The 23827-nt window shown below is 46.0% G+C and carries 17 protein-coding genes and 1 pseudogene; 10 read left to right on the forward strand and 8 right to left on the reverse strand.

The window, feature by feature from the left end:
* Window positions 1–53: 53 nt before the first annotated feature.
* From DW039_RS01220 to DW039_RS01265, 10 genes are all read left to right on the forward strand, one after another.
* Complete coding sequence (locus tag DW039_RS01220; RefSeq protein WP_008665191.1) at window positions 54–2144, forward strand: BT4734/BF3469 family protein; 2091 nt, start codon at window positions 54–56, stop codon at window positions 2142–2144.
* Between the two features lie 64 nt (window positions 2145–2208).
* Window positions 2209–2763, forward strand: a complete 555-nt coding sequence (locus tag DW039_RS01225) for a DUF5063 domain-containing protein (RefSeq protein WP_008665189.1) — start codon at window positions 2209–2211, stop codon at window positions 2761–2763.
* Between the two features lie 3 nt (window positions 2764–2766).
* On the forward strand, window positions 2767–3390 hold the full coding sequence (locus DW039_RS01230) for a 3'-5' exonuclease (protein WP_005826911.1): 624 nt from the start codon (window positions 2767–2769) through the stop codon (window positions 3388–3390).
* A gap of 39 nt (window positions 3391–3429) precedes the next feature.
* Window positions 3430–4611 carry a class I SAM-dependent rRNA methyltransferase gene (locus tag DW039_RS01235; protein WP_057097518.1) on the forward strand — a complete coding sequence of 394 codons (1182 nt, stop codon included), beginning with the start codon at window positions 3430–3432 and terminating at the stop codon, window positions 4609–4611.
* Between the two features lie 314 nt (window positions 4612–4925).
* Window positions 4926–6182, forward strand: a complete 1257-nt coding sequence (locus DW039_RS01240) for a nucleoside permease (protein ID WP_057087262.1) — start codon at window positions 4926–4928, stop codon at window positions 6180–6182.
* 26 nt (window positions 6183–6208) lie between these two features.
* Window positions 6209–6793, forward strand: a complete 585-nt coding sequence (locus tag DW039_RS01245; RefSeq protein WP_005832936.1) for a bifunctional nuclease family protein — start codon at window positions 6209–6211, stop codon at window positions 6791–6793.
* A gap of 1 nt (window position 6794) precedes the next feature.
* A complete protein-coding gene (locus DW039_RS01250; RefSeq protein ID WP_009038062.1) occupies window positions 6795–7493 on the forward strand; it encodes a 16S rRNA (uracil(1498)-N(3))-methyltransferase in 699 nt (232 codons plus the stop codon).
* A gap of 22 nt (window positions 7494–7515) precedes the next feature.
* Window positions 7516–9069: a DUF4836 family protein gene (locus DW039_RS01255; protein ID WP_005832938.1), complete on the forward strand. Its 1554-nt coding sequence runs from the start codon at window positions 7516–7518 to the stop codon at window positions 9067–9069.
* 41 nt (window positions 9070–9110) lie between these two features.
* On the forward strand, window positions 9111–9755 hold the full coding sequence (locus DW039_RS01260; protein ID WP_005826927.1) for an ATP-binding cassette domain-containing protein: 645 nt from the start codon (window positions 9111–9113) through the stop codon (window positions 9753–9755).
* A gap of 11 nt (window positions 9756–9766) precedes the next feature.
* Window positions 9767–10972 carry a hypothetical protein gene (locus DW039_RS01265; RefSeq protein ID WP_005832940.1) on the forward strand — a complete coding sequence of 402 codons (1206 nt, stop codon included), beginning with the start codon at window positions 9767–9769 and terminating at the stop codon, window positions 10970–10972.
* A gap of 78 nt (window positions 10973–11050) precedes the next feature.
* Here DW039_RS01265 and DW039_RS01270 read toward each other — a convergent pair whose 3' ends face one another.
* The 8 genes and pseudogenes from DW039_RS01270 to DW039_RS01305 form a co-directional block, all read right to left on the reverse strand.
* A complete protein-coding gene (locus tag DW039_RS01270) occupies window positions 11051–12265 on the reverse strand; it encodes a glycoside hydrolase family 88 protein (RefSeq protein ID WP_120381578.1) in 1215 nt (404 codons plus the stop codon).
* A 13-nt stretch (window positions 12266–12278) separates the two neighbouring features.
* On the reverse strand, window positions 12279–13928 hold the full coding sequence (locus tag DW039_RS01275; protein WP_120381624.1) for a glycoside hydrolase 43 family protein: 1650 nt from the start codon (window positions 13926–13928) through the stop codon (window positions 12279–12281).
* A gap of 64 nt (window positions 13929–13992) precedes the next feature.
* Window positions 13993–15942 carry a glycoside hydrolase family 97 protein gene (locus DW039_RS01280; protein ID WP_120381579.1) on the reverse strand — a complete coding sequence of 650 codons (1950 nt, stop codon included), beginning with the start codon at window positions 15940–15942 and terminating at the stop codon, window positions 13993–13995.
* A 249-nt stretch (window positions 15943–16191) separates the two neighbouring features.
* Window positions 16192–16749 (reverse strand): annotated as a pseudogene (locus tag DW039_RS01285) (heparinase); the annotation flags it as partial.
* Window positions 16750–16762: 13 nt separating this feature from the next.
* Window positions 16763–18157 (reverse strand): family 43 glycosylhydrolase, encoded by a 1395-nt coding sequence (locus tag DW039_RS01290; RefSeq protein WP_120381580.1) that lies wholly within the window; start codon window positions 18155–18157, stop codon window positions 16763–16765.
* 21 nt (window positions 18158–18178) lie between these two features.
* Window positions 18179–19564, reverse strand: a complete 1386-nt coding sequence (locus tag DW039_RS01295) for a glycosyl hydrolase family 28 protein (protein ID WP_120381581.1) — start codon at window positions 19562–19564, stop codon at window positions 18179–18181.
* Entirely contained in the window at window positions 19561–21771 is a 2211-nt protein-coding gene (locus DW039_RS01300) for an alpha-galactosidase (RefSeq protein WP_120381582.1), read from the reverse strand. Before DW039_RS01300 ends, DW039_RS01295 begins: the two co-directional genes overlap by 4 nt.
* A 113-nt stretch (window positions 21772–21884) precedes the next feature.
* The gene (locus DW039_RS01305; RefSeq protein ID WP_120381583.1) at window positions 21885–23825 is read right to left on the reverse strand and encodes a RagB/SusD family nutrient uptake outer membrane protein; all 1941 of its coding nucleotides are present in this window, start codon (window positions 23823–23825) and stop codon (window positions 21885–21887) included.
* Window positions 23826–23827 lie beyond the last annotated feature (2 nt).

The following is a 23827-nucleotide window of genomic DNA, read 5'->3' on the forward strand; positions in this document are numbered from 1 at the left end:
GCTGTCCCGTCATTTTTCAGTAGCTTTGCGGACTTTAATACAGCAAGCACCCCATGAAACTTACCCTTATACGCACCGCTCGTGAAACCGGCAAAGAGACATTCAGCACATGGCCCAGCGACACCTTGATGGAGAAGATGAAAACCGAGAACAAAGCCGGACACATATCCGCCTTGCGCAGCCTCATTCCCCACATCACCGGAAGCAACGGACACTACCCCTGCATAGACAAACTGCCACGCATCTGCCCTGCCGCAGAATATGCCCGCAGCAAAGAGGGGGAAAGATACCTGAAAACCTACAACGGACTGGTACAGATTGAAGTCAACCACCTGGCCAATGCCGTGGAAGTGGAGCAAGTAAAGCGCCAGGCGGCCCTGCTGCCACAAACTTTTGCCGCCTTTTGCGGAAGCAGCGGACGAAGCGTAAAAATATGGGTACTGTTTGCCACCCCCGACGGTTCGCGCCCCAGGCAGGAAGAAAAAATCAGGCTGTTTCATACCGCTGCCTACCGGCTCGCCGTAAACTGTTATCAGCCCCTGCTCCCCTACCCCGTCACACTGAAAGAACCTGCCGTGGAGCAAAGCTGCCGCATGACGCTCGATGACCGTCCCTATTACAATCCGTCTGCCGTCCCTTTCTGTCTGGAACAGCCTTTGTCCGTGCCCGACGAGCCCACCTTCGGCCAACGGAAACAGACCGAAGCAAACCCGCTGATGCGCATTGCCCCCGGCTATCCGGCCTCCCAAACCTTCTCCATCCTCTTCGAAGCCGCCCTGAACCGTACCTTCGAAGAGCTGGAAAACTGGAAACGGGGCGATGACCTTCGCCCCCTGCTCTACCTGCTTGCCAGGCATTGCTACAAAGCCGGCATTCCCGAAGAAGAGGCAGTACGTCAAGTCATGATGCACTACTACCGCGAAGCGGATGAACAACTGGTGCGCATGACCCTGCACAACCTCTACCGCGAATGCAAAGGCTTCGGCACCCGTAGCAGCATGACCCGCGACCAAATCACCGCCTTCCGCCTGGAAGAATTCATGAACAGACGCTATGAGTTCCGCTGGAACACCGTGCTGGGAGAATTGGAATTCCGCCAACGGGACTCCATACACTTCCATTTCCGCCCTGCCGACCAGCGGGTAAGAAGCAGTATCGGACAGAATGCCCTGAAAGAAGGAATCAGCGTATGGGACAGAGATGTGGCACGCTACCTCAACTCGGACGCCATTCCCTTGTACAACCCCATCGAAGAATATCTGAACAGCACCGGACATTGGGACGGCAAGGACCGTATCCGCGCATTGGCCGACCTCGTCCCCTGCAACAATCCGTACTGGCGGGAACTCTTCTACCGCTGGTTTCTCAGCATGACGGCGCACTGGCAAAACATCGACCGTCAGCATGGAAACAACACGTCTCCCCTACTGGTCGGAGCCCAAGGCTATCGTAAAAGTACCTTCTGCCGCATCCTGCTGCCACCCGAACTGCGCTTCGGATATACCGACAGTATCGACTTCAAAAGCAAGCAGGACGCAGAGCGGAGCCTCGGCCGCTTTTTCCTGATAAACATCGACGAATTCGACCAAATCAGCGTCAATCAGCAAGGTTTTCTAAAGCATCTGCTGCAGAAACCCGTGGCAAACCTGCGCAAGCCTTACGGCACCGCCATCCAGGAAATAAGACGCTACGCCTCCTTTATAGCCACCAGCAACCAGAAAGACCTGCTGACAGACCCCAGCGGCAGCCGCCGTTTCATCTGCATCGAAGTCACCGGCCCCATCCATACCAATGTCACCATCAACTACCGGCAACTCTACGCACAAGCCATGGATGCCATAGCCAAAGGTGAACGCTACTGGCTGGACGATTCCGACGAAGCCATCTTGAAACAGACCAACCGGGAGTTTGAACAGCCCACACCGTTGGAACAGCTCTTCCTCTGCCACTTCCATCCCGCCGAAAATGAAGAGGAAGGAGACTGGATGACCCCTATGGAGATTCTCTCCTTCTTGCAAACCAAGACCAAAGACCGGCTGTCCATCAATAAAGTGGCTCTGTTCGGACGTGCACTCCACAAACTGGGCATCAGCAGCCGCCGGAAGACAAGAGGAACAGAATATCATGTAGTGAAAAAAGAATAATCCTGCCAATTAATTTGCTTCTACTTTCGGTTTGCGCTATCTTTGCGTTTCAAATCAAGAAGATATGAAAAAAGAAAGTCAAGTGATATTCGACCGGAATGCCGTAGAGTTTGTGACCGTAGCCGCCGAGTTTTGCAAGTTTCTGGAACAAGCGGAAGGGGTGAAACGTTCCGCGTTCGTCGATACCTCCTTAAAAATACTTCCGCTGCTCTACCTGAAGGCCTCCATGCTGCCCGAGTGCGAAACCATAGGAGACGAGGCGCCGGAAACATTCGTCACCGAAGAGACCTATGAGGTACTCCGCATGAACCTCGCCAATATCCTGGCCGAGAAAGACGACTACCTGGACGTATTCGTATCCGACATGAAGTATAGTGACCAGCCCATCACCAGGAACATTTCCGAAGACTTGGCCGACATATACCAGGACATCAAGGACTTTATCTTCGTATTCCAGCTGGGTTTCAACGAGACGATGAACGATTCGCTTGCCATCTGCCAGGAAAACTTCCGCCTCCATTGGGGACAAAAGCTTGTCAACACCCTGCGTGCCCTGCACGAGGTGAAGTATGCGCAAGGCGAGGATGAAGAGGAGGAAACCGCAGACTTTGAATATTAAATTATGGTTATCAAAAGAACAATAGATAAAGAAACAGTGAAAGACCTGCCCAAAGCCGCCTTTCCGGGACAGATACATGTCGTACAGACACCGTGGGAAGCGGAGAAGGCAGTCGCCTATCTGAAGTCCTGCCCGTTGCTGGGCATAGACAGCGAAACCCGTCCATCGTTCACAAAAGGACAGATACACAAGGTGGCCCTGCTGCAGATTTCCTCAGAGGAACATTGCTTTCTGTTCCGCCTCAACCTGACGGGACTGACTCTGCCGGTTATCACATTGCTGGAAAACCCAAGTGTAACGAAAGTAGGCCTTTCCTTGCGGGATGACTTCATGATGCTGCACAAGCGTGCTCCTTTCGAACAACATGCGTGCATTGAATTGCAGGAATACGTCCGCGCTTTCGGCATCCAGGATAAAAGCCTGCAAAAGATATATGCCATCCTCTTCGGGGAAAAGATTTCGAAAAGCCAGCGCCTTTCCAACTGGGAAGCCGAAACCTTGACCGAACCGCAGAAACTGTATGCCGCCACCGATGCCTGGGCATGCCTCAACATCTACAACAAGCTGCAAGAACTGAAACGGACAGGAGATTTTGAGATAGAAGCCAATAATAATGTGGTAATGTAATGCACATTATCACATTACCACATTAATCACATTATATATATGTACAAAGTATACCTTAAACCCAATAAAGAGGAGTCATTAAAGCGTTTTCACCCGTGGGTGTTTTCCGGCGCCATCGCACATTTCGACGGAGAGCCCGAAGAAGGGGAAGTAGTTGAAATCTATACATCCAAAAAGGAATTCATAGCCAAAGGGCATTTTCAGATTGGCAGTATCGCCGTACGCGTACTGACCTTCCGCCAAGACGAAGAAATCAATGCGGACTTCTGGAAACGCAAACTCAGCATAGCATACGACATGCGCCGCAGTATCGGCATAGCCGGAAACCCGACAAACAACACCTATCGCCTGGTGCACGGGGAGGGAGACAACCTGCCGGGGCTTGTTATCGACATTTATGCCCGCACCGCAGTGATGCAGGCACATTCTGCCGGCATGCACCTCGACCGCATGGCCATTGCCGATGCCCTTACCGAAGTGATGGGCAACCAGATTGACAATATCTATTACAAATCGGAGACGACCCTTCCCTTCAAGGCCGACCTCTATCCGGAGAATGGTTTCTTGAAAGGCGGTAGCACGGACAATGTAGCCATGGAGTACGGCCTGAAGTTCCACATCGACTGGCTGAAAGGCCAAAAGACCGGTTTCTTCGTAGACCAACGCGAGAACCGTTCGCTACTGGAACGTTATGCCAAAGGCCGCAGCGTACTGAATATGTTCTGCTATACCGGCGGCTTCTCCGTATATGCTATGCGTGGAGACGCCAAACTGGTGCATTCCGTGGACAGCTCCGCCAAAGCCATCGACTTGACCAACAAGAACATCGAACTGAACTTCCCGGGTGACACCCGCCATGCCGCCTATGCAGAAGATGCCTTCAAATACCTTGACCGCATGGGCGACCAATACGACCTGATAGTTCTTGACCCTCCTGCTTTTGCCAAGCACCGCGATGCTCTGCGCAATGCCCTGCAAGGCTACCGCAAACTCAATGTCAAGGCTTTCGAAAAAATCAAGCCCGGAGGTATTCTTTTCACTTTCTCGTGCTCGCAAGCCGTCAGCAAAGAAAACTTCCGCACCGCCGTGTTCACAGCCGCTGCCATGTCCGGCCGCAGCGTACGCATCCTGCACCAACTGACGCAACCTGCCGACCACCCGGTCAGCATCTATCATCCGGAAGGGGAATACCTGAAAGGACTGGTTCTATATGTAGAATAAAGGAAAAAGCAGGCTTTGTTAGCCTGCTTTTCTTAAATAGAGTTAATAAAAAGCAGAAATACGCCAAAACAGCATGTTATATAACATAAACCGTGTATATTTGCACTGTGTTTTTCATGGTATTAGATTTAAGGTTAATAAAGATTGGGTGTCTGGGATAGATACCCTTCTTTTTTTATAATACATTCCTTCCCAAAACCCATCCCTCATTAATCTCTTTCGTTGAAGAAAAAGCCGTACAGAACTTGTTTTTCTCCTAGTCTCATTGTACATTTGCATCTATTACATAATTCAAAACATAAAAAGCTAATATTATGAGCATCAAATTCCGACTCACTGCCATGCAATTCCTGCAATTCTTCGTTTGGGGAGCATGGCTGATTTCATTAGGTGGTTACATGGGCGGTACGTTACATTTTGAAGGCGGACAAATCGGAGCAATCTTTGCAACCATGGGTATAGCCTCACTGATAATGCCCGGACTGACCGGTATCATCGCTGACAAATGGATAAACGCCGAACGCCTTTACGGCATACTTCACCTCATCGGTGCCGGTGCTCTGATTTATGCTTCCACTGCCACTACGTACACCCACATGTACTGGGCCATGCTGCTCAACATGCTTGTTTACATGCCCACGCTATCCCTGGCCAACACCGTGTCCTACAATGCGCTGGAAAGATATAAAATGGATTTGGTGAAAGACTTCCCCCCCATCCGTGTATGGGGAACGGTAGGCTTTATCTGTGCCATGTGGGCTGTGGACCTCACCGGGTTCAAGGCAAGTTCGGCACAGCTCTATGTGGCAGCCATATCGGCAGCCATGCTGGGACTTTATGCTTTCACTTTGCCAGCCTGCCCCCCCATGCGCAGCGAAGGAAAAACGATGCTCTCCGCTTTCGGACTGGACGCACTGGTGCTGTTCAAGCGCAAGAAGATGGCTATCTTCTTCTTGTTCTCCATGCTGCTGGGAGCCGCCCTTCAAATAACAAACACATACGGCGACCTTTTCCTGGGTTCGTTTGCTTCCATACCCGAATATGCAGATTCGTTCGGTGTAAAACACTCCGTCATCCTGCTCTCCATCTCGCAAATGAGTGAGACGCTGTTTATCCTTGCCATCCCCTTCTTCCTGAAACATTTCGGAATCAAGCGTGTTATGTTAATAAGTATGTTTGCATGGGTATTCCGTTTCGGGCTCTTTGCCCTCGGAGACCCGGGAAGCGGACTCTGGATGCTCATTCTCTCGATGATTGTCTACGGCATGGCATTTGACTTTTTCAATGTATCGGGCTCGCTGTTTACAGAAATGGAGGCACATCCCAGTATCCGTGCCAGCGCACAAGGCTTGTTCTTCATGATGACGAACGGTGTGGGAGCCATCATCGGAGGTTATGCCAGCGGAGCCGTGGTGGATGCCTTCTCGGTATATGCCGAAGGCGGAGGACTGGTAAGCCGCGACTGGACACCGGTATGGCTTATCTTTGCAGGATATGCTTTAGTCATTGGTCTGCTATTTGGAATGGTGTTCCGCTATAAACATAATCCGGAAAAAATAGAGAAAAACTGATTGAGAGTCAGGTTGATTTAATAGGTATGAATAAGAAAAAGATAGAACTACAAGTACTAAACATTTCCAACAGCCAGGCGCAAGCGGGTGCCTATGCCCTGGTACTGGGTGAAGTGGGTGGCAAACGCCAGCTTCCGATTATTATAGGTGCCACCGAAGCACAAGCTATGGTCATCGAGATGAAAGGTATTGTACCGCCCCGTCCGCTGACCCATAACCTATTTGCTTCCGTTCTTGAGGTGCTGGGTGTAAAACTGATGCGTATTCTTATCTATAAAGTAGACAACGGAGTATTCTACTCCTACCTTTACATGAAAGCCGAAGAGACTATTCTCCGGATTGATGCCCGTACCAGCGATGCCGTCGCCCTGGCATTGCGCATGAATGCTCCTATCTTTGTCTACGAAGAGATTCTCGAAACAGAATGTCTGAAAACCGGCGAAAGCACCACCGACCCTATGGGAGGCAGCGAGCCGGACAAAGACGAACTGTTGCAGGAAGACACAATAGGCATATTGAAAACAGCCCTGCAGAAAGCAATCGAAGAAGAGGATTACGAACGAGCCGCACAGATAAGAGACCAAATCAACCAACTCAAAAACAATTTGTAACATGCACGTATTCTATACTCCCGACATACAGACCCACGCAGAACTGCCCGAAGAGGAAGCAGCACATGCCGTACGGGTCTTACGCCTGCAAGCAGGCGACGAGGTTATGCTGACAGACGGAAAGGGCTGCTTCTATCGCGCCGAAATCAGTACGGCTACCAACAAACGCTGCCTGGTGAATATTCTGGAAACCCTTCCGCAAGCCCCCTTGTGGAAAGGTCATCTGCACATTGCCATGGCACCTACCAAGAACATGGACCGTACAGAGTGGTTTGCCGAGAAAGCGACGGAAATAGGGTTTGATGAACTGACATTCCTGAACTGCCGTTTCTCGGAACGGAAAGTCATCAAGACGGAGCGCATCTCCAAAATTCTGGTTTCTGCCATCAAGCAGTCGCTCAAGGCACGCCTGCCCCAACTGAATGAAATGACAGACTTCAACAAGTTCATCACACAGCCTTTTCCGGGTCAGAAATTCATCGCCCACTGTTATGAAGGCGAAAAACCGCTTTTGAAGGATATGGTACATCCCGGAGAGGACGCTCTCGTACTAATCGGTCCTGAAGGAGACTTCAGCGAAGAGGAAGTCCGGAAGGCGACGGAAAACGATTTTATCCCCATCAGCTTGGGAAAATCAAGGTTGCGTACAGAGACGGCGGCACTGGTTGCCTGCCACATCCTCAATTTACAGAATCAATGATACTCACTAAAACAAAAACTATATGAAAAAGAACCTATTCTTCCACTTCTCAGTACTGGCAATGCTCATCGTGCTGATAAGCGCTTGTTCGTCCAAAAAGCCAGAATACACCAACGTTATTCCTTCCGATGCCTCGCAAGTCATCGCTGTCAATTTAAAATCATTGGCAGACAAGGCCGGTACCAAAGATAAAGAGACTAAAGAAGCACTGCAAAAGCTGACAGATGCCTTGAAAAGCGATATGAATGCAGCTACTTTCCAACAATTGGAGGCTGTACTGAAAGACCCTGCCAAATCGGGAGTGGACGTCAATGCGCCGATTTATGTCTTCAACGCTCCCTCGTTCCCCTACACCACCATGGTAGCCAAGGTTCAAAGTGAGGATGATTTGCTGAAGCTTCTGGAAGTTACGGAGAAAGAACAGATAATCAGCCATGTGGCAGAAGCGGACGGTTACAGTTTTGCACAAATCAACAAGCGGGCATTGCTCGCTTTCACTCCTACCACGCTTATGATGGTGAACTACACCGGCACATCGCAACTGGAAAAAGTCAAAGAAGGAATTCCCGCCTTGCTGAAACAGACCGGAGAAAACAGCATCAACAGTAACACCGCTTTCAAGAAAATGCAAAAGCAGGATGGAGACATCAATATGCTCATCTCTCCTTCCAGCCTGCTGAGTGCATACGCCAATCCGCTGAATTACGGAATATCCCACAATATCGACCTGAAAGACTTGAAGATGCTGGGAAGTCTCTCCTTCGAAAAAGGGAAAATAGAACTGAAAGTAGAGAGCTATACCGAGAACACAGAATTGAAAGCACTTTTCGAAAAGCAAATCAAAAGTACTTGTCCCATCGAAAACACGTTCTTGAAGTATTTCCCAAAATCTACCCTGGCGCTATTCAGCATAGGTATCAATGGAGAAGAGTTCTACAATGTGCTGCAAGAGAATGAGCAGTTCCGCAACGATTTCTCCATTACCAAAGCCGCTGAAGTAAAAGACTTGTTCAGTGCTTTCCACAACGACCTGACCATAGGCCTTATCAATGTAACCATGAACAGCAATCCTTCTTTCCTGGCCTATGCCAGCGTAAAGAACGACGCTCCCTTGAAAGCTCTTTATGAGAAAAAGTCCGAACTGGGACTGAAACGCGGCGAAGACATCGTGAAATTGAATGAGAATGAATATGTCTATAAATCACGCGCTATCAACATATTCTTCGGCATACGAGACAAACAGATGTACGCCACCAATGACGAACTGCTGTATAAGAATGCATGCAAGACCGCTGACCCGTCTGCCAAAGAGACGGACTTCGCTTCCAGTCTGAAAGGCAAGCGCACAGCCTTTGTCATCAATGCGGAAGCCGTACTTGACCTGCCCGTTGTAAAAATGCTAGCTGGATTTGGCGGACAAGAGTATAGCACCTATTACTCGCTGCTCGGCAATATCTCGTATCTGGAAGCTGTCGGCAACGAGGACAAGGCAACCGTCACCCTGCAGCTGAAGAACAAGAATGTTAATGCACTGAAACAGATTGTGGACTTTATCAAGCAGTTTGCAGGAATGTAATTTAAGGATTAAGGATTAGAGATTAAGGATTAATACCACTCATGAATAGGATTCACCTACGGCAAACACTACCTCAAGTGTTTGCCGACCGTGATGCCATTACCTCAGACGTATGGCATCGGGACATTACGTTCCACAAAGGGAAACGTTATCTCATAGAAGCCGCTTCGGGCACCGGAAAATCATCGCTTTGCAGCTATGTTTACGGCTACCGCAACGATTATCAGGGAATCATCAACTTTGATGAGCGCAATATCCGTTCACTCTCCGTCAATGACTGGACAGATATACGCAAACACTCCCTCAGCATTCTTTTTCAGGAGTTGCGTATCTTTCCCGAACTTACCGCCATCGAAAACATACAACTGAAGAACCGGCTTACCAACTTCAAAAAAAGGAAAGAAGTCCTTACCCTATTCGAGGCAATCGGCATTGCCGACAAGGTAAACGAGAAAGCCGGGAAGCTATCTTTCGGCCAGCAACAAAGAGTCGCCTTTATCCGCAGCCTCTGCCAGCCTTTCGACTTCATCTTCCTGGACGAACCCGTCAGCCATCTGGATGACGAGAACGGAACAATCATGGGCAGGCTGCTGACAGAAGAAGCCAGCCGCCAAGGAGCGGGAATCATAGTGACTTCCATCGGCAAACATCTGGAATTGGATTATGATGAAATTTATCAATTATAAATGTGGCTAATATGAACCGACTTGTTTGGAAACTTCTCCGCCAGCACATCAGTGTCGGACAGTTGGCAGGCTTTTTCCTCGCCAATCTCTTCGGCATGATGATTGTATTGCTGAGCGTACAATTCTATCGTGATGTCCTTCCCGTTTTTACGGAAGGGGACAGTTTCATGAAGAAGGATTATATCATTGCTACCAAGAAAATCAGTACTTTGGGCAGCTTTGCCGGGAAAAGCAATACCTTCTCCAAAGATGAGATAAAAGACCTGAAAGCCCAACCTTTCACCAAAGGGGTAGGCGCGTTCACTCCTTCCTTGTTCAAAGTCTCTGCCGGACTCGGTATGCAGGAAGCCGGTATCCGCTTGTCGACAGAGATGTTTTTCGAGTCTGTACCCGACGAATATGTGGATGTCAGTCTGGACAAATGGCATTTTGATGAAGATACCCGGATAATTCCCATCATCGTTCCGCGCAATTATCTGAACCTCTATAACTTTGGCTTTGCACAAAGCCGGAGTCTGCCGAAACTCTCCGAAGGTTTGATGAGTCTGGTACAGATGGATATCATGATGCGGGGCAACGGACGTGTGGAACAATATAAAGGCAACATTGTAGGATTCTCCAACCGGCTGAATACCATTCTCGTCCCCCAATCCTTCATGGACTGGGCCAACAAGAATTTTGCACCGGAAAAAGAAGCTGAACCGTCCCGACTTATTGTGGAAGTGAAGAATCCTACCGACACAGCCATCACCGACTATTTCCAGCAAAAGAATTACGAAACCGAAGGCAACAATCTGGATGCCGGAAAGACAACTTATTTCCTGCGCCTCATTACAGCTATTGTCATGGGAGTAGGACTGTTCATCAGCATTCTGTCATTCTACATCCTGATGCTGAGCATCTTCCTGCTTCTCCAAAAGAATACGGTAAAACTGGAAAACCTGCTGCTGATAGGATATAGCCCGACGCGGGTAGCCACGCCTTATTATATACTGACAGTAGGGCTGAATGTACTGGTACTGCTCCTCGCCATCGGCTGCGTGGCATGGGTACGCAGTTACTATATAGAAGTAGTCCAAAACCTCTTCCCGCAACTGGAGAGCGGTTCACTGCTTCCATGCATATTGACCGGCGGTCTGCTGTTTCTGGCAGTATCACTGCTGAACGTACTGGCAATACAACGGAAAGTCAGTAACCTCATCAGGTTAAGAAGATAAAGCCAGGCTCATCGGAAAACAGATAGATAAGTCCCGAAAATCAGGGTATTGCTCCTATCCCAACACTCGAAACAAACTTTATCCGTTTTCCTTTTCATCCAGCTTTTTCAGCCTCAACAATGCCTCCATATAGTAGTAATCAGCATAGATGATAGAGGCATCAATCTCCGACTTGGCAGGCCAGTGTCCGGTAGAGTGCAACAAGAAAGAAGGTTTGCTCTTTCTACTCTGATATTTATCCGAACTAAGACTTTTCAACATCTTTATGGCAGCACCCTTGTACTCCCTCCCCTTTTCACCAGGCAGATAAGTAGAAAGTTCCAATAATGCGGAAGCTACTACTGCGGCAGCCGATGCATCACGTGGAGCATCCGGGATGGCAGGGTCATTAAAATCCCAGTACGGCACATAATCTTCCGGCAAATTCTTGAGATATACATCCGTCACCTTTTGCACAAAATCCAGATAACGGACATCTTTTGTTTCACGATAGACAGTAGTATATCCATAAATTCCCCAAGCCTGCCCACGGGCCCACATTGAATTGTCCGCATATCCCTGATGGGTACATCCCCGGATAAAATCTCCCGTCAGCGTATCGTAAACTGCTACATGACAGGAAGTATAATCCGGACGGAACTGGTACTTCATTGTCTTATCGGCATGAGAGACGGCTATATCTGCCAGATATGGATTACCGCCATTCTTGGCTGCCCAAAACAACATCTCCAGATTAATCAGGTTATCCATAATCGTATTATGCCCACCGAACATCTCCACATTGCGCGGCCACGAAAGGATAGTGCCTACACGGGGATTGAACAAGGTAGCCAATGAATCTGCCGTATTCAGAATCACCTGCTTGTATTCGGGATTATGGGTCAACCGGTACCCGTTTCCATAACTGCAAAAGACCAAAAAGCCCAAATCATGGTCGAAAGCCGGGATTTCGGAAAGGAATTTCAGAGAAGCTGTGAATTTCTCCGCTTCCTCTTTAATCTTTTCATCACCGGTGTACTCGTAATCATACCACAAAATACCCGGCCAGAAGCCGCTGCACCATTCATCTTTCGTAGCCTTGCGATAATTCCAGTCGTACTGGCCATCCAAGATATTACGAGGCATCATCGTATAGTCAATCTTACCTCCCTTTCCACGCATGATGTCCAAAGTACGATGCACCTGACAATTACAATAATCCAGTTCCTTATCAACAATCAACTCCTCTTTTGAAGTTGAACAAGCAGCAAGCAAGCATAGTCCCAAGCCTGCCAATAGTGTTTTTGTTTTCATTTATCTTATCTTTTTATTTTTCTATGCGAAACCAGTCAGCATCAACCCAACCTCTGTCTTTACCAAACGGAGCCGTACTGAACAAACCGACTTTAGCGCCAATCCACTTGCCTTGACGTGCAGTAAACGGTTCACCGGCCGGTTGATATTTCTTTCCGTCCAAACTATAATGGAAATGGCAGACCCCATTCTTACCTACCTTTACCCGCAAATAGATGTCCCGTTCATAATTGGGGAACAGTCCGGCTTCAAGCTTCCGGCTTACCGGCAATTCCATCAATCGGGTAGAAGTTTCCTTATTTTGTTGCTCGGCATCTTTGCAGACCACCTGCTTTAGTACGAATCTGTCGCCTTGCTTCTCCACTCCAATGTAACAATAGTCCCATCCCATCACAATCAATCCGGATTGCTGTCCGTCAGCTTTAGCCACCACCTTCAACTTGGTCGTGGCAGCAAACTCTTCTGCCGGAAACTTTTGCAACAACAGATTCGGCACTTCCCAGAAATTCACGAAGTCCTCGGACAGCACATGCCCATAGATACGCATATACCCCAAATCGGAAGTAAAACCAAAAGCATCCTGATAATTGGCATGCCATTCCCATTGCAGCCCCAACCGGCGGGAATTGAACTCATCACTCTCTGCCGGAGTCTCTACCGGATATGTCTTCCCGACATTCGGTTTCCGATACCGTCTTACCGGTTCTCCGCAACCGTCACCGTCCTTATCTTCACCAATGACAGGCCAACCCTCCGTCCACTTCACCGGATTAAGATGAATGACCCGCCCATACATTGCTTTATCCTGAAAATGTACAAACCAGGATTCACCGGAATTCGTCTCTACCCAAGCACCCTGATGTGGGCCGTTGATGTCCGTACTTCCTTGCGCCATCACCCTTTTCACTTCGTAAGGGCCATAAACATTCTTTGAACGGAGTGCCAGTTGCCAACCGGTAACCACCCCACCGGCAGGGGCCAATATATAATAATACCCATTGCGTTTGTAGAATTTGGGGCCTTCCACCGTATGGTTCACCCCGTCATTGCCATCAAATACCAACACCGGTTCGCTGATGACTTTGGTTCCTTCCGGATTCATTTCGCATACCGTGACGACACTGTTGAAAGCGGCACGGCTTCCGGCCCACGCATGAACCAGATAGGCCTTCCCGTCTTCATCCCACAAAGGCGTAGGGTCTATCATGCCTTTTCCGGCCTTTACCAATACCGGTTTATCCCATTCACCTTGCGGGTCTTTAGCCTTCACCATAAAAATGCCGAAATCCGGATCTCCCCAATAAATATAGAACTCACCGTTATGGTAACGTATGGAAGGAGCCCACACGCCCTTTCCATGCTGAGGCTTGTTATAGAATTCTTCCGGTTCGATAGTTTTCAACGCGTAGTTTACCAGTTTCCAATTCACCAAATCCTTGGAATGGAGAATGGGCAACCCCGGAGTACAATTAAAGCTGGAAGCGGTCATATAAAAATCATCTCCCACCGCACACACATCCGGATCGGAATAGTCGGCATGCAGAACAGGATTCATATACGTCCCATCCTTCCGGTCGGCAACCCAAACTTTGGAAACGGACTGTCCACATACAGCCTGACAAAATGCAAGTACTCCAAACAGTATAAAAAACATCTTTACCATAACAATACCTTCTTTGAATAATCCATCATCTATTACGTTCAAAGGGAGAATTACACCTAAACCTTTATAATATTTTTCCTTTATATTTTTTCAATCCCTTCGCCTCTTTCGCCTCCACCGGTACAAAACGAACCGCAGCACCGCCACTGGGTTTTAGGTCAAACTTCATCGTCATGGAAGCATCCACCAATAAATAGCTGCATTCCACCTGCGTACGTGTTTTCACCTTTTCGCCGCCATCGGTATAGACAGAAGCAAGATATACTTTATTCTTATCCAAGAAGTCCAAAGGAATCTCTTCTCTGGAACCTTCATTATTGGTCATCGCCCCCAAAAACCATTCCTGCCCTTTACGACGGGCCATGGTTACGTTCTTGCCGGGTGTGCCGTTCAGCACTTTTGTATCATCAAACACCGTTTGCAAATTCTCGAACCATTCCACTTCCGGTTCGCCGTGATAAAAAGAAGGTTTGTCATACCAGAAAATAGTCTGCAAAGGGCTATAGAAAACAAGCGAGGCAGCCAACTGATGGGCATGGGTAGTCTTAAGCCGTTTGTCGAAATAGCAGATGGTATAGTCTGCCGCACCATTTATCATACGCGTAAAAGGAAGTATCGTATTATGCGTAGCATCCGGAAACTCCTCATTGCCACAGATTCCTTCCTGCGTCAACAGATTCGGGTAGGTACGGCTGAAACCGGAAGGACGGAACTCATCATGGATATTCATCATCAGATGGTTTTCCGCAGCCAACCGCACAAGGTCGTGCAGCCAAGTAGCCCAACGATGGCTGGCATATTGTACAAAACCGGACTTCACACCCACAATACCCCATTGACGCAATATCGGAAATAACTCCCGTGCCTGCTTCATCAGTGCATGCTGGTTGACGTATACCCAGATGCCGACTCCTTTTTCCTTTCCATAAGCGACTACCCGCGGCATATCCAGCTTATCCACCACTTTCGTAGCGTCACCGTCATGCGAAGTGCAAGGCAGATACCAATTTGCATCGAAAAGTATATAAGGGATACGATGGGTTGCACAAAAATCTATGGTAGCAATGGCTCCCTCGGTAGTAATGGTTGTCTCACGCATAATCTTTCCGGGTTTCACCCATGCGGTAGCATCGGCTATCTCACAAGGTGGATTCAGATTCTCGATAATCGTGTTATGTTCCAGCAACTCGCCCGGTTTATCGGCAGCCATAATGATTTTCCACGGAGTGGCATAATACGTCACGACATCCACGGGGCTATACATCACGGAAGTCAATGTGTTTTCCTTCTTATCGGAAGCGAGATATTTGGTCAGACACCAGTCATCCACATCCGCATCGGTAAGGGCAGCCCATACCCCTCCGGGAAGTTCCAATGTCAGGGCGCGTTCCACGGGGCGCTTGATGTCATCAATGGCCAAATGTTCGAAGTGCGCTTGTGCCCATTGTTCCGTCCATGCCATCGTTCCTTCGGGGAATGTATATTCCGTCAGGTCAGCCACCACTTTATGGAAAATGGCTTTGGGATGTTCGGGGAAAAAATAGCGGAAAGCGATGCCTTCATCGTAGGCACGCACCTCGATGTCAAACCGATAGCCTGAACCATCCTTCTTGGATAAATGCATGGTAGCGGCATTATAATTATCACGTACCGTACTGCGCTCTCCATAAAAAGGCTGCCAAGTATTATCCACGACCGGCAAGGTAGTGACCGAGTCCACCTCCAAGTTGTCCATCCAGCAAGCCGGTTGTTTCAGGTTACGGACACCCAACGCCATCTCCCAGATACGGTTGTCCACTCCGAGTCCGGCACGAGACTTCTCAACGACTGGTATTCCTTTGTACGTCACTTGGTAATGCACCTCGTTCACTTCTGGAGAAATCTGTTTCTGCTGAAACAAGACTGCATGTACCCCATTGGGAGAAGTCAATTTCAAGTCTTTGGCATTGCCTGCCAAAGCTGAAACCGTACAAGTAAAAACTGCTCCTAAGATAAATCCTATTCTTTTCTTCATATCCTCAACAAAACATTTTTACGGTTTATATATGAATACGGATGAGGAAAGAAATCCACTCAAAAGATTACTTCACTTTTATATTCTTATGGTGATTTTTCTCAATAAAAAACCACATTACACCAGTTCAGCAGTCTGCATCTTTCCAGATCCCATATTACCAAGTCATCAACGGAAACTTGCTATGGAAAGGTATCTTTTTCAATACCAGCTTATTGCTTCAGATAACTCTCAATGCTAGAATGTTACCATACATACGCAGGAAGTCCACCAATTATGTCCCATCGAATTCAACGAATGAATACGTGTAGGCTCCAATACCCAATCGCCCAGACAAGGATCGAGCGCCAAACGCTTCAATCCTCTCGCTATTTCCTTCCTTTCGGAAATGGAAAGTTCATTGTAAACAGCATCGTATGCGATAGCGGAAAGACAGGCCTTATGGGCCAGCCCCAAATCGGCCGTCCAGACGGGAGTACGCGCCAACATCTCTGTACTCCCCCATGTTTCTGCTTTAATGGCGTTAAAAAGTATCTCTTTTATCTTATCCACATACTTTTTCTCATCTGTCATCAGATAAGCTAAAGACAGATAATCCAAATCGCGTATATTCCTCCCTTGTAGTTTAGAATCCGCCGCTGCCTTTATTTGCTTCCATGCCTCAGCAAACTCCGGTTGGGCTGCCGCCCGCTGCTTGGCTTGTTGTATCCGTTCGGGCGTATAAAGCAACGAAGGATGCTTTGTTCTTTGTGCATATGCTGTAGCTATACACATGACTGCCAAGAAGTATAAAATTATTCGTTTCATATTTTGCATAAAACTATTCTTTCAATGCCAAAAGACAAAGTTCCCAAATAGAAGGCCTCACTTTTTTTTGATTATCAACAAATGCCAGGCGTATGCATTTACATCTTCTGTTTAGAGAAATATTGACTGGCGAACCTGAAATCCCTACATCCGTATAATCTGCCAATTTTTCCCAAATCTGCCCGTCAGTAGAGGTTTCCACTTTCATAAAGTAGGTTTTCCAAGGATATTCAAAACGCACTTCCATAACACCAATAGGTTCGACATTTTCCAAAAAGATTGTCAACATAGGATTTCTATCTTCAACAGAAGGCTCCCAACGGGTAGCGTTATCCCTGTCCAATACATTTTCAGCTAACGTAAAGTCTGCCAACTCCGAACTCGCCATAATCTTATCAGGCTTTATACATATCTTATTATCTTTTCCCAAATCAGGAAACGACAATGCATGATATGGAATTATCGGAAGAATTTCATTTTTGGCATCATCAAACGTCAATTTGGCAATACAAGTTTGCCTATATGCAGTTCCTTTGGTAAAAGGCAAGCGATGACGGTGATATAAAATATAATCTTCATCTCCATAAGAAAACAAAGTATGATGCCCCGGTCCATATACTTGCAAACTATCATTCATCCTCAAAACGGGACTGTTTTTCGCCTCTTCAAAAGGACCCAACGGACTATCACCTACCGCATAACGCACTTCATAAGTTTCATCAATCGTTTTTCCTTCAGAATATGTTAAATAATATTTTCCATTATGTTTCTTCATCAGTGGAGCCTCAAAATAATTGGAAGGTGTCACTTCTACCGGTTTTTGACGAAAAGAACACATGTCATCACCCAACTCAGCAACGAAACAATGCCCATTAGTCCAATTCCAACCAGACCCCCAATAAAGATATGCTTTATCATCATCATCTATAAAAACTTCTGCATCAATTACATGATAATACTTCGTAGTATCCCCTGGAATTAAAGGAAAACCATCAAGCATATTCTCCCAAGGTCCAAGCGGATGCCTTGCCCTTCCACACCAGACTTCGGAGCCCACTGACACATACATATAGAACATATTTCCTTTCTGAATTACTGACGGAGCCCACACCTTATTCTTTTCGGACAACGAAGTCTTACACGCCGATTTTGTCGGCCAATTCAACTGATGAAAAGTCCAATTCTGGAAATCATCCGAAACCCAACAAGACAGAAAATCTGTTCCCCATGGGTCAGCCGTGGTATACAGATAGAATTTCCCATCAAATTGTACTACTGACGGATCAGCAAAATATCCGGGTAATATGGGATTACGAAGTTCCGTCTCACCCTCCGTTTCCTTTGCAGCGTAAGGTGAACAAGTTCCCACGAAAGCAAAAAGTATCAGCCACGTCAATATTAATTTCATAAATCAATCCCCCCAATTATCTTATTTTACAATGACTTTTTCAATAAATTCATTCGTGATAAAATCTTTCAGATTTTCCATCTTCTTTCCGTTGATTATTATGTTTTCAAACGTAACATTCCATACCTTTCTATCCTCATCAAATCCTTTAATTACTGATGGATTTTCTCCTACTCCATTGTAAGTTATATTACGAAAGATTACTCCATCAATACTTTGTCCTGGCTGTTTATCATACTTAGGATTAAAGTTTACACACAAATTAAACAACTTCCCTTCCTGTATACTCTCTACACGAATATCTTCAAACAAAATATTGCGAATTTTATTCTTGTCTCCGCAAACCACAGCCATGCATCCTTGATAGGGCACGTCATCCTCATCATGCTCCAATATATCGATGTTCCGGAAAGTCAGGCTCTCCATAACTTCGCCAATCGAAGAATTCGGATCCCCATGCCCACCTATATTAATGGGATGGGCAATATCAGCCCACAAGACTGAATTCTGCACAGTTATATTCTCCGAACCACCCCACCAGTTCCAACGATGATTATACAAAGCAATGCAGTCATCGCTGTTACGCATAAACACATTATCGACCAACACATCACGGCAGCACATCATATCGATGCCATCACTCCACCCCTTACAGCTAAATGATTTCAGATTCTTTATGGTCACTCCAGTAGAGCCACCACCGAATACGGTATAATGTTCCGGATTCACTACAGTTATTCCATCTACCAATACATTTTGGGAATCGGTTATTTCTATACCACGAATGGGATGATCCAATATACCACGTCCCACAATACGTACATTTTCAACTTTATCTACCAAAAGCTTTGCTTTAATCACGGCACCAGGAGCAAGATAAACCGTCGTATTACTGGGTATTTTTATCTGATTATTTGGTAAATCCTGAGGTCTGTGTACTCCTGGGCCAAAATACATAATCCCTGTTCCTTCTTTAAAATAGACTTCCTCTTCCAGGGGGTTCGCAAACAAATGAAGATTATGTAAACGATCTCCATTGAACTCCACCGAGAGATATTGGGGCTTGTCAAGTGTGAATGTAATCACGTTTTTGTGTTGTACATAATGGATATTATTTGCCCGCGGACGAATATCCACTTCACGAATTGTACCATCATTCTTTTTGACCATCACCTCTACAGGACTTCCCATATCAAATTGCACCATTGATGCATCTTGTACCTTATCCATATCGACCTGCACTTTGTATTCATACAAGTCTTTCCATTCTCCACCCTGAGTGCGGACACGAACCGTATAATCATCATTATGGGGCATACCAGTCTTCAACCCTTCCGGATAAACTACCAATTTCGCCTGAACTGTCACCCCGAGAAGTATAAGGCAGATTGACAATATTTTTTTCATTTTTTCACTTCCTTCAAATAAAGTATCCTGCTTGAATATTCACTTCTTTGGGCCCTATCCACAATATGAGTATAAGGTATTTCCAATCCATTTGCCATCAGATACGCGCCACTGAATGTCTGTCCTTCAAAATTCAACGGCTGCTTGTCAATGCGATTCAATTCATGTATACTATAGTCAGCCTCAGGATTCAAGCCGGACATTTTTACCCGCGGCAAATGCTGATTATGGAAATGTTCCATCTTCCACCAATAAAATACCGCCCCGTCTTTCTCTGGCGAAACATACATTAAAGAAGCCACTCCCAATTTCTCATAAGGCGAAATTAAACGGTAAATATCACCCATTTGCACTATTGGCCGAATATCCTTATACTCGGCAATCGCTTTCCGACATAAATCTTTCTCACTGTCTGTCATATCTTTGGGCTGTATCTCCATTCCCAAACGACCACTCATTGCCACATCAATACGAAATTTCAACGGAACGTCACGGAAAGTCTGATGATTGGGTGCAGCACTTATATGAGAAGCCATCGCAATCGCCGGAAAAAAGTAGGACGTTCCCCATTGCATATATATACGCTGCAAAGCATCTGTATTATCACTCACCCAAAACTCATCAAAATAGGGTAATACCCCATAATTGGCACGGCCACCACCTTGGGCACATGCTTGTATCGTCAAATCGGGATATTTCCTACGGATGCGCTGACAAACACTCTCAAATCCCCGATGATACGCTATATACATGTGGCTCTGCTCTTCTTTGTCCAAATAATTGGAACCATGATTCAGGACAGACATATTGGCATCCCATTTGATATAATCTATTTCAGGGTATCGGCTCATCAACTCGTCCACCACACCGAACACGAAATCTTGTACCTGCGGATTAGCCAGGTCAAGCACCACTTGCGTACCACCACGCCCCAAGACCAAATCACGCTCCGGAGCTTTGAGTACCCAGTCGGGATGCCGTTCATACAGTTCACTTTTAATATTAGCCATCTCCGGTTCAATCCAAATGCCAAACTTGATACCCTGCCTTTTAGCCTCGGCAATCAGGCCTTCCACGCCCGAAGGAAGTTTTTCTCTATCCACACACCAATCACCCAATGAAGTGCGGTCCGTCTTCCGAGGATATTTTCCACCGAACCAGCCATCATCCATAACAAACAATTCTCCACCCATAGAGGAAATATCAGACATCATCTGTTTCATGCCGGTTTCATTAATCTTAAAATAGACACCTTCCCAACTATTCAATAATATTTTGCGAAGTTTGTCTCCATTAGCAAGTTTATGCAACCTTGCCCAACGATGGAAATTGCGGCTGCTTCCACTCAGTCCCTCCTCGCTATAGGTCAGTGCCAGTTCGGGAGTTTTAAAAATCTCATTGTTCTTCAAGCGATAGGCAGAATTGTCCTCGTTGATGCCAGCGTAAAAATGATGATATTCGCTCTCGTCCGTATCAATGCGCAGTTTATAATTGCCGCTGTAACAAAGGGCAGCCCCTATCACACGCCCAGAATTTTCAAGAGGTTTCCCGTCCAATGAGAACATCACTTCAGCATGTGCCGTATGCGAATTACGCACACCGTCTTTATTCTTGATAACCTTCATACCGGGTTCCAGCAGTTCTTGCACCACACGCCCTTCATTTGCCCATGCACCGTATAGGCTTGATAGCCATACGTTTCCTCTCCTTATCGGCAAATAGGCTGAAGCGAATTGGTTCAGTGTAACAATCCCTTTTTCTTTATGACTGATTTCAGTCCATGTTTCTATAATGTCAACATCCTGATAGGCTTTATAGTAAACTTTTACAGAAAAAGGATATACCTTGTCTTTCAAAGATATAACCGTTAAGTCTGCTTTTTCCTGATGAATGGTTTCCACGCCAATTACTTCCATCTGAAGTGTCATGTTTCCATCCTCATGCTGCGCGGACAAAGCCGACTCGGAAGGGCAATTCAGTCCGTAGACCGGATAAGCGGAAAAACGTCCCACCTCTGTACCAGCAACAGCACGTACATCAGTATCAGTAAGTTTTGTACCATAATACAGAAATTTCAATTCTCCTCCTTGCGGAGCGGAAAGCAATAAAGATGTATGAGGAGTCGATATTAAAACCTCATTATTTTGTGCAAATAACGGGAAACTCATCCCCAATAAAAAGAGCAATAGCAAAAGTTTACTTTTCATGTCATCAAGTGTTTTATAGAAGATTTAAAGTGTTTCTAAATGGGGGACTTATGATTAACTCCCCCATTAATAATAAATCTTCAACCTTCTTACAATCTAAATACAATTTATTTTTAATAACCTGGATTTTGTAATAAAGCAGGATTTAACTGAAGTTGGTTCAAAGGCAAAGGGTAGAGATAGTTCTTCCTTTGCATATTGAACTGTGATTTCGAGTTTACGATTAGCGCTTGTGAACCATCAGGCAAGGTTTCAAATCCATAGACTGCAGCAGAAGCGGTATAAGTAGGCTGAGTACTTTCACCTGACTGATAGCGGTAGTTCACTATTTCAGTATCAGAACCATCAGCATTCTTGAGGACAACTCCTAAACGGTTAGCATTCAATTCTACTTCTGCAATTCCCCAACGCTTCAGGTCATATGGACGAGAATTCTCGTTGCGAAGTTCTACAGCCCTTTCATTACGAATCAAGTCAAGTATAGTCAACGAACCAACTGTACCTGTATTTGCCAGATAATTGGCATTTGCCTTTGCTATGGAAGCATTACTGATATTTGCTGAACCGGCACGCTTGTGAAGTACGTTAATAGATTTATCCAAGTCACTGTCAGAGATTGTTCCGTTACCCAGCTCACACTTTGCTTCCGCATATATCAGATAGACTTCTGCCAAACGCATAATCGGATAATTATAGGATTCTTCACCATCTTTTGTGTAACCATAACGTTCAGAAATCATCTTACGGTTTTGAAAACCTGTTACCCCTGCAACTGTAACAGATGGATAATAATCTACAATTCCGTCAGGATAATCAAAACAAGTCACATAGTCAGCCTTGGCATATAAACTTTTATCAGCTCCATAATTACCCATCATATAATATTTCACACCAGGAATCTTTACACAAGACGTCAAACGTGAATCCCTATTAGTGTAGATCTCAATCATCTTATTGTAACCAGCATAGTCCGAAGAATAAAGGTATGGCAGTCCATCATTCTTACAAGGTACCATATTCATCCACTTTAGTGTAACCGCTCCCAACGTATTGTTGTCACCTCCAAAAGTATGTGTTATATTAGCTCCAGTTTGGTTACTAGTATGGTCATGACACACTTGCAAAATAAATTCACGATTATTATCTTTCTTAAAGCCCATCGGATTTGTATTCTCGTCTTCTAAATTGAAAAGATAATTGTAGGCAATATCTTCATAAGCTGTTGATTCTGCATTCCACAAAGAATATTTATTTGATGCAATCACAGCCTCTGCCAAAGAAGCCGCTTCCGTCAACATACTGTTGATACTCGGATAGTCTGTTGGCTTTCTGCTTCCTGCTCCTGAATTCTGTCCGTCACCATCGGTAGTATCACCCACATATTTTTCCCATGTGCTTTCAAACAACAACACCCTTGACTTAAAAGCTTGCGCCCCTTGCTTGCTGACATGCCCGTCATAGGCAGACTCATCCGGAAGACCTTCAATCGCATCTTTCAAGTCACTCAGAATTTGTGATACTACTTCATAACGGGAATTCCGAGAAGCATATAATTCCTCCGAACCGGTAGAAAGTGTTTGAGTTATGATAGGTACCCCACCAAAACGTTGTAACAGCCAGAAATATTGGTAAGCCCGAAAAAATTTAGCCGTTGCCACTGATACTGTAATATTATCTGAACCAGTATAACTTGCCGCTTTTTCCAACAGCACATTACATTTACGAATTTTGGCATAGCATAATCCCCAGTAATCATCCCTTTCTGATGCAGCCAAAGTTCCTGCCGCAGCTGTATGTATACCGGCTATGATGTCCGAATTGTTATCCCAATTAGAACCATAATCATGTGAATAATTTATGCCGTTCACTTTTTCTGTTACTTTCTTGAAGCCATAAAAACTGTAAGTTCCATTGGCAGCAGCTTCAAACTGAGCTGCTGTTTGATAATAATTGGCTTCTGTCTGTGTATCGGTCGGTTCCAAGTTCAAAAAATAGTCCGAGCAAGATGTTGACATCAAGGCTAAAGTCAAAAGTCCCAATATATATTTTTTCATGA

Source organism: Bacteroides sp. AF39-16AC (assembly GCF_003602735.1).
Classification (GTDB): Bacteria; Bacteroidota; Bacteroidia; order Bacteroidales; family Bacteroidaceae; genus Bacteroides; species Bacteroides uniformis.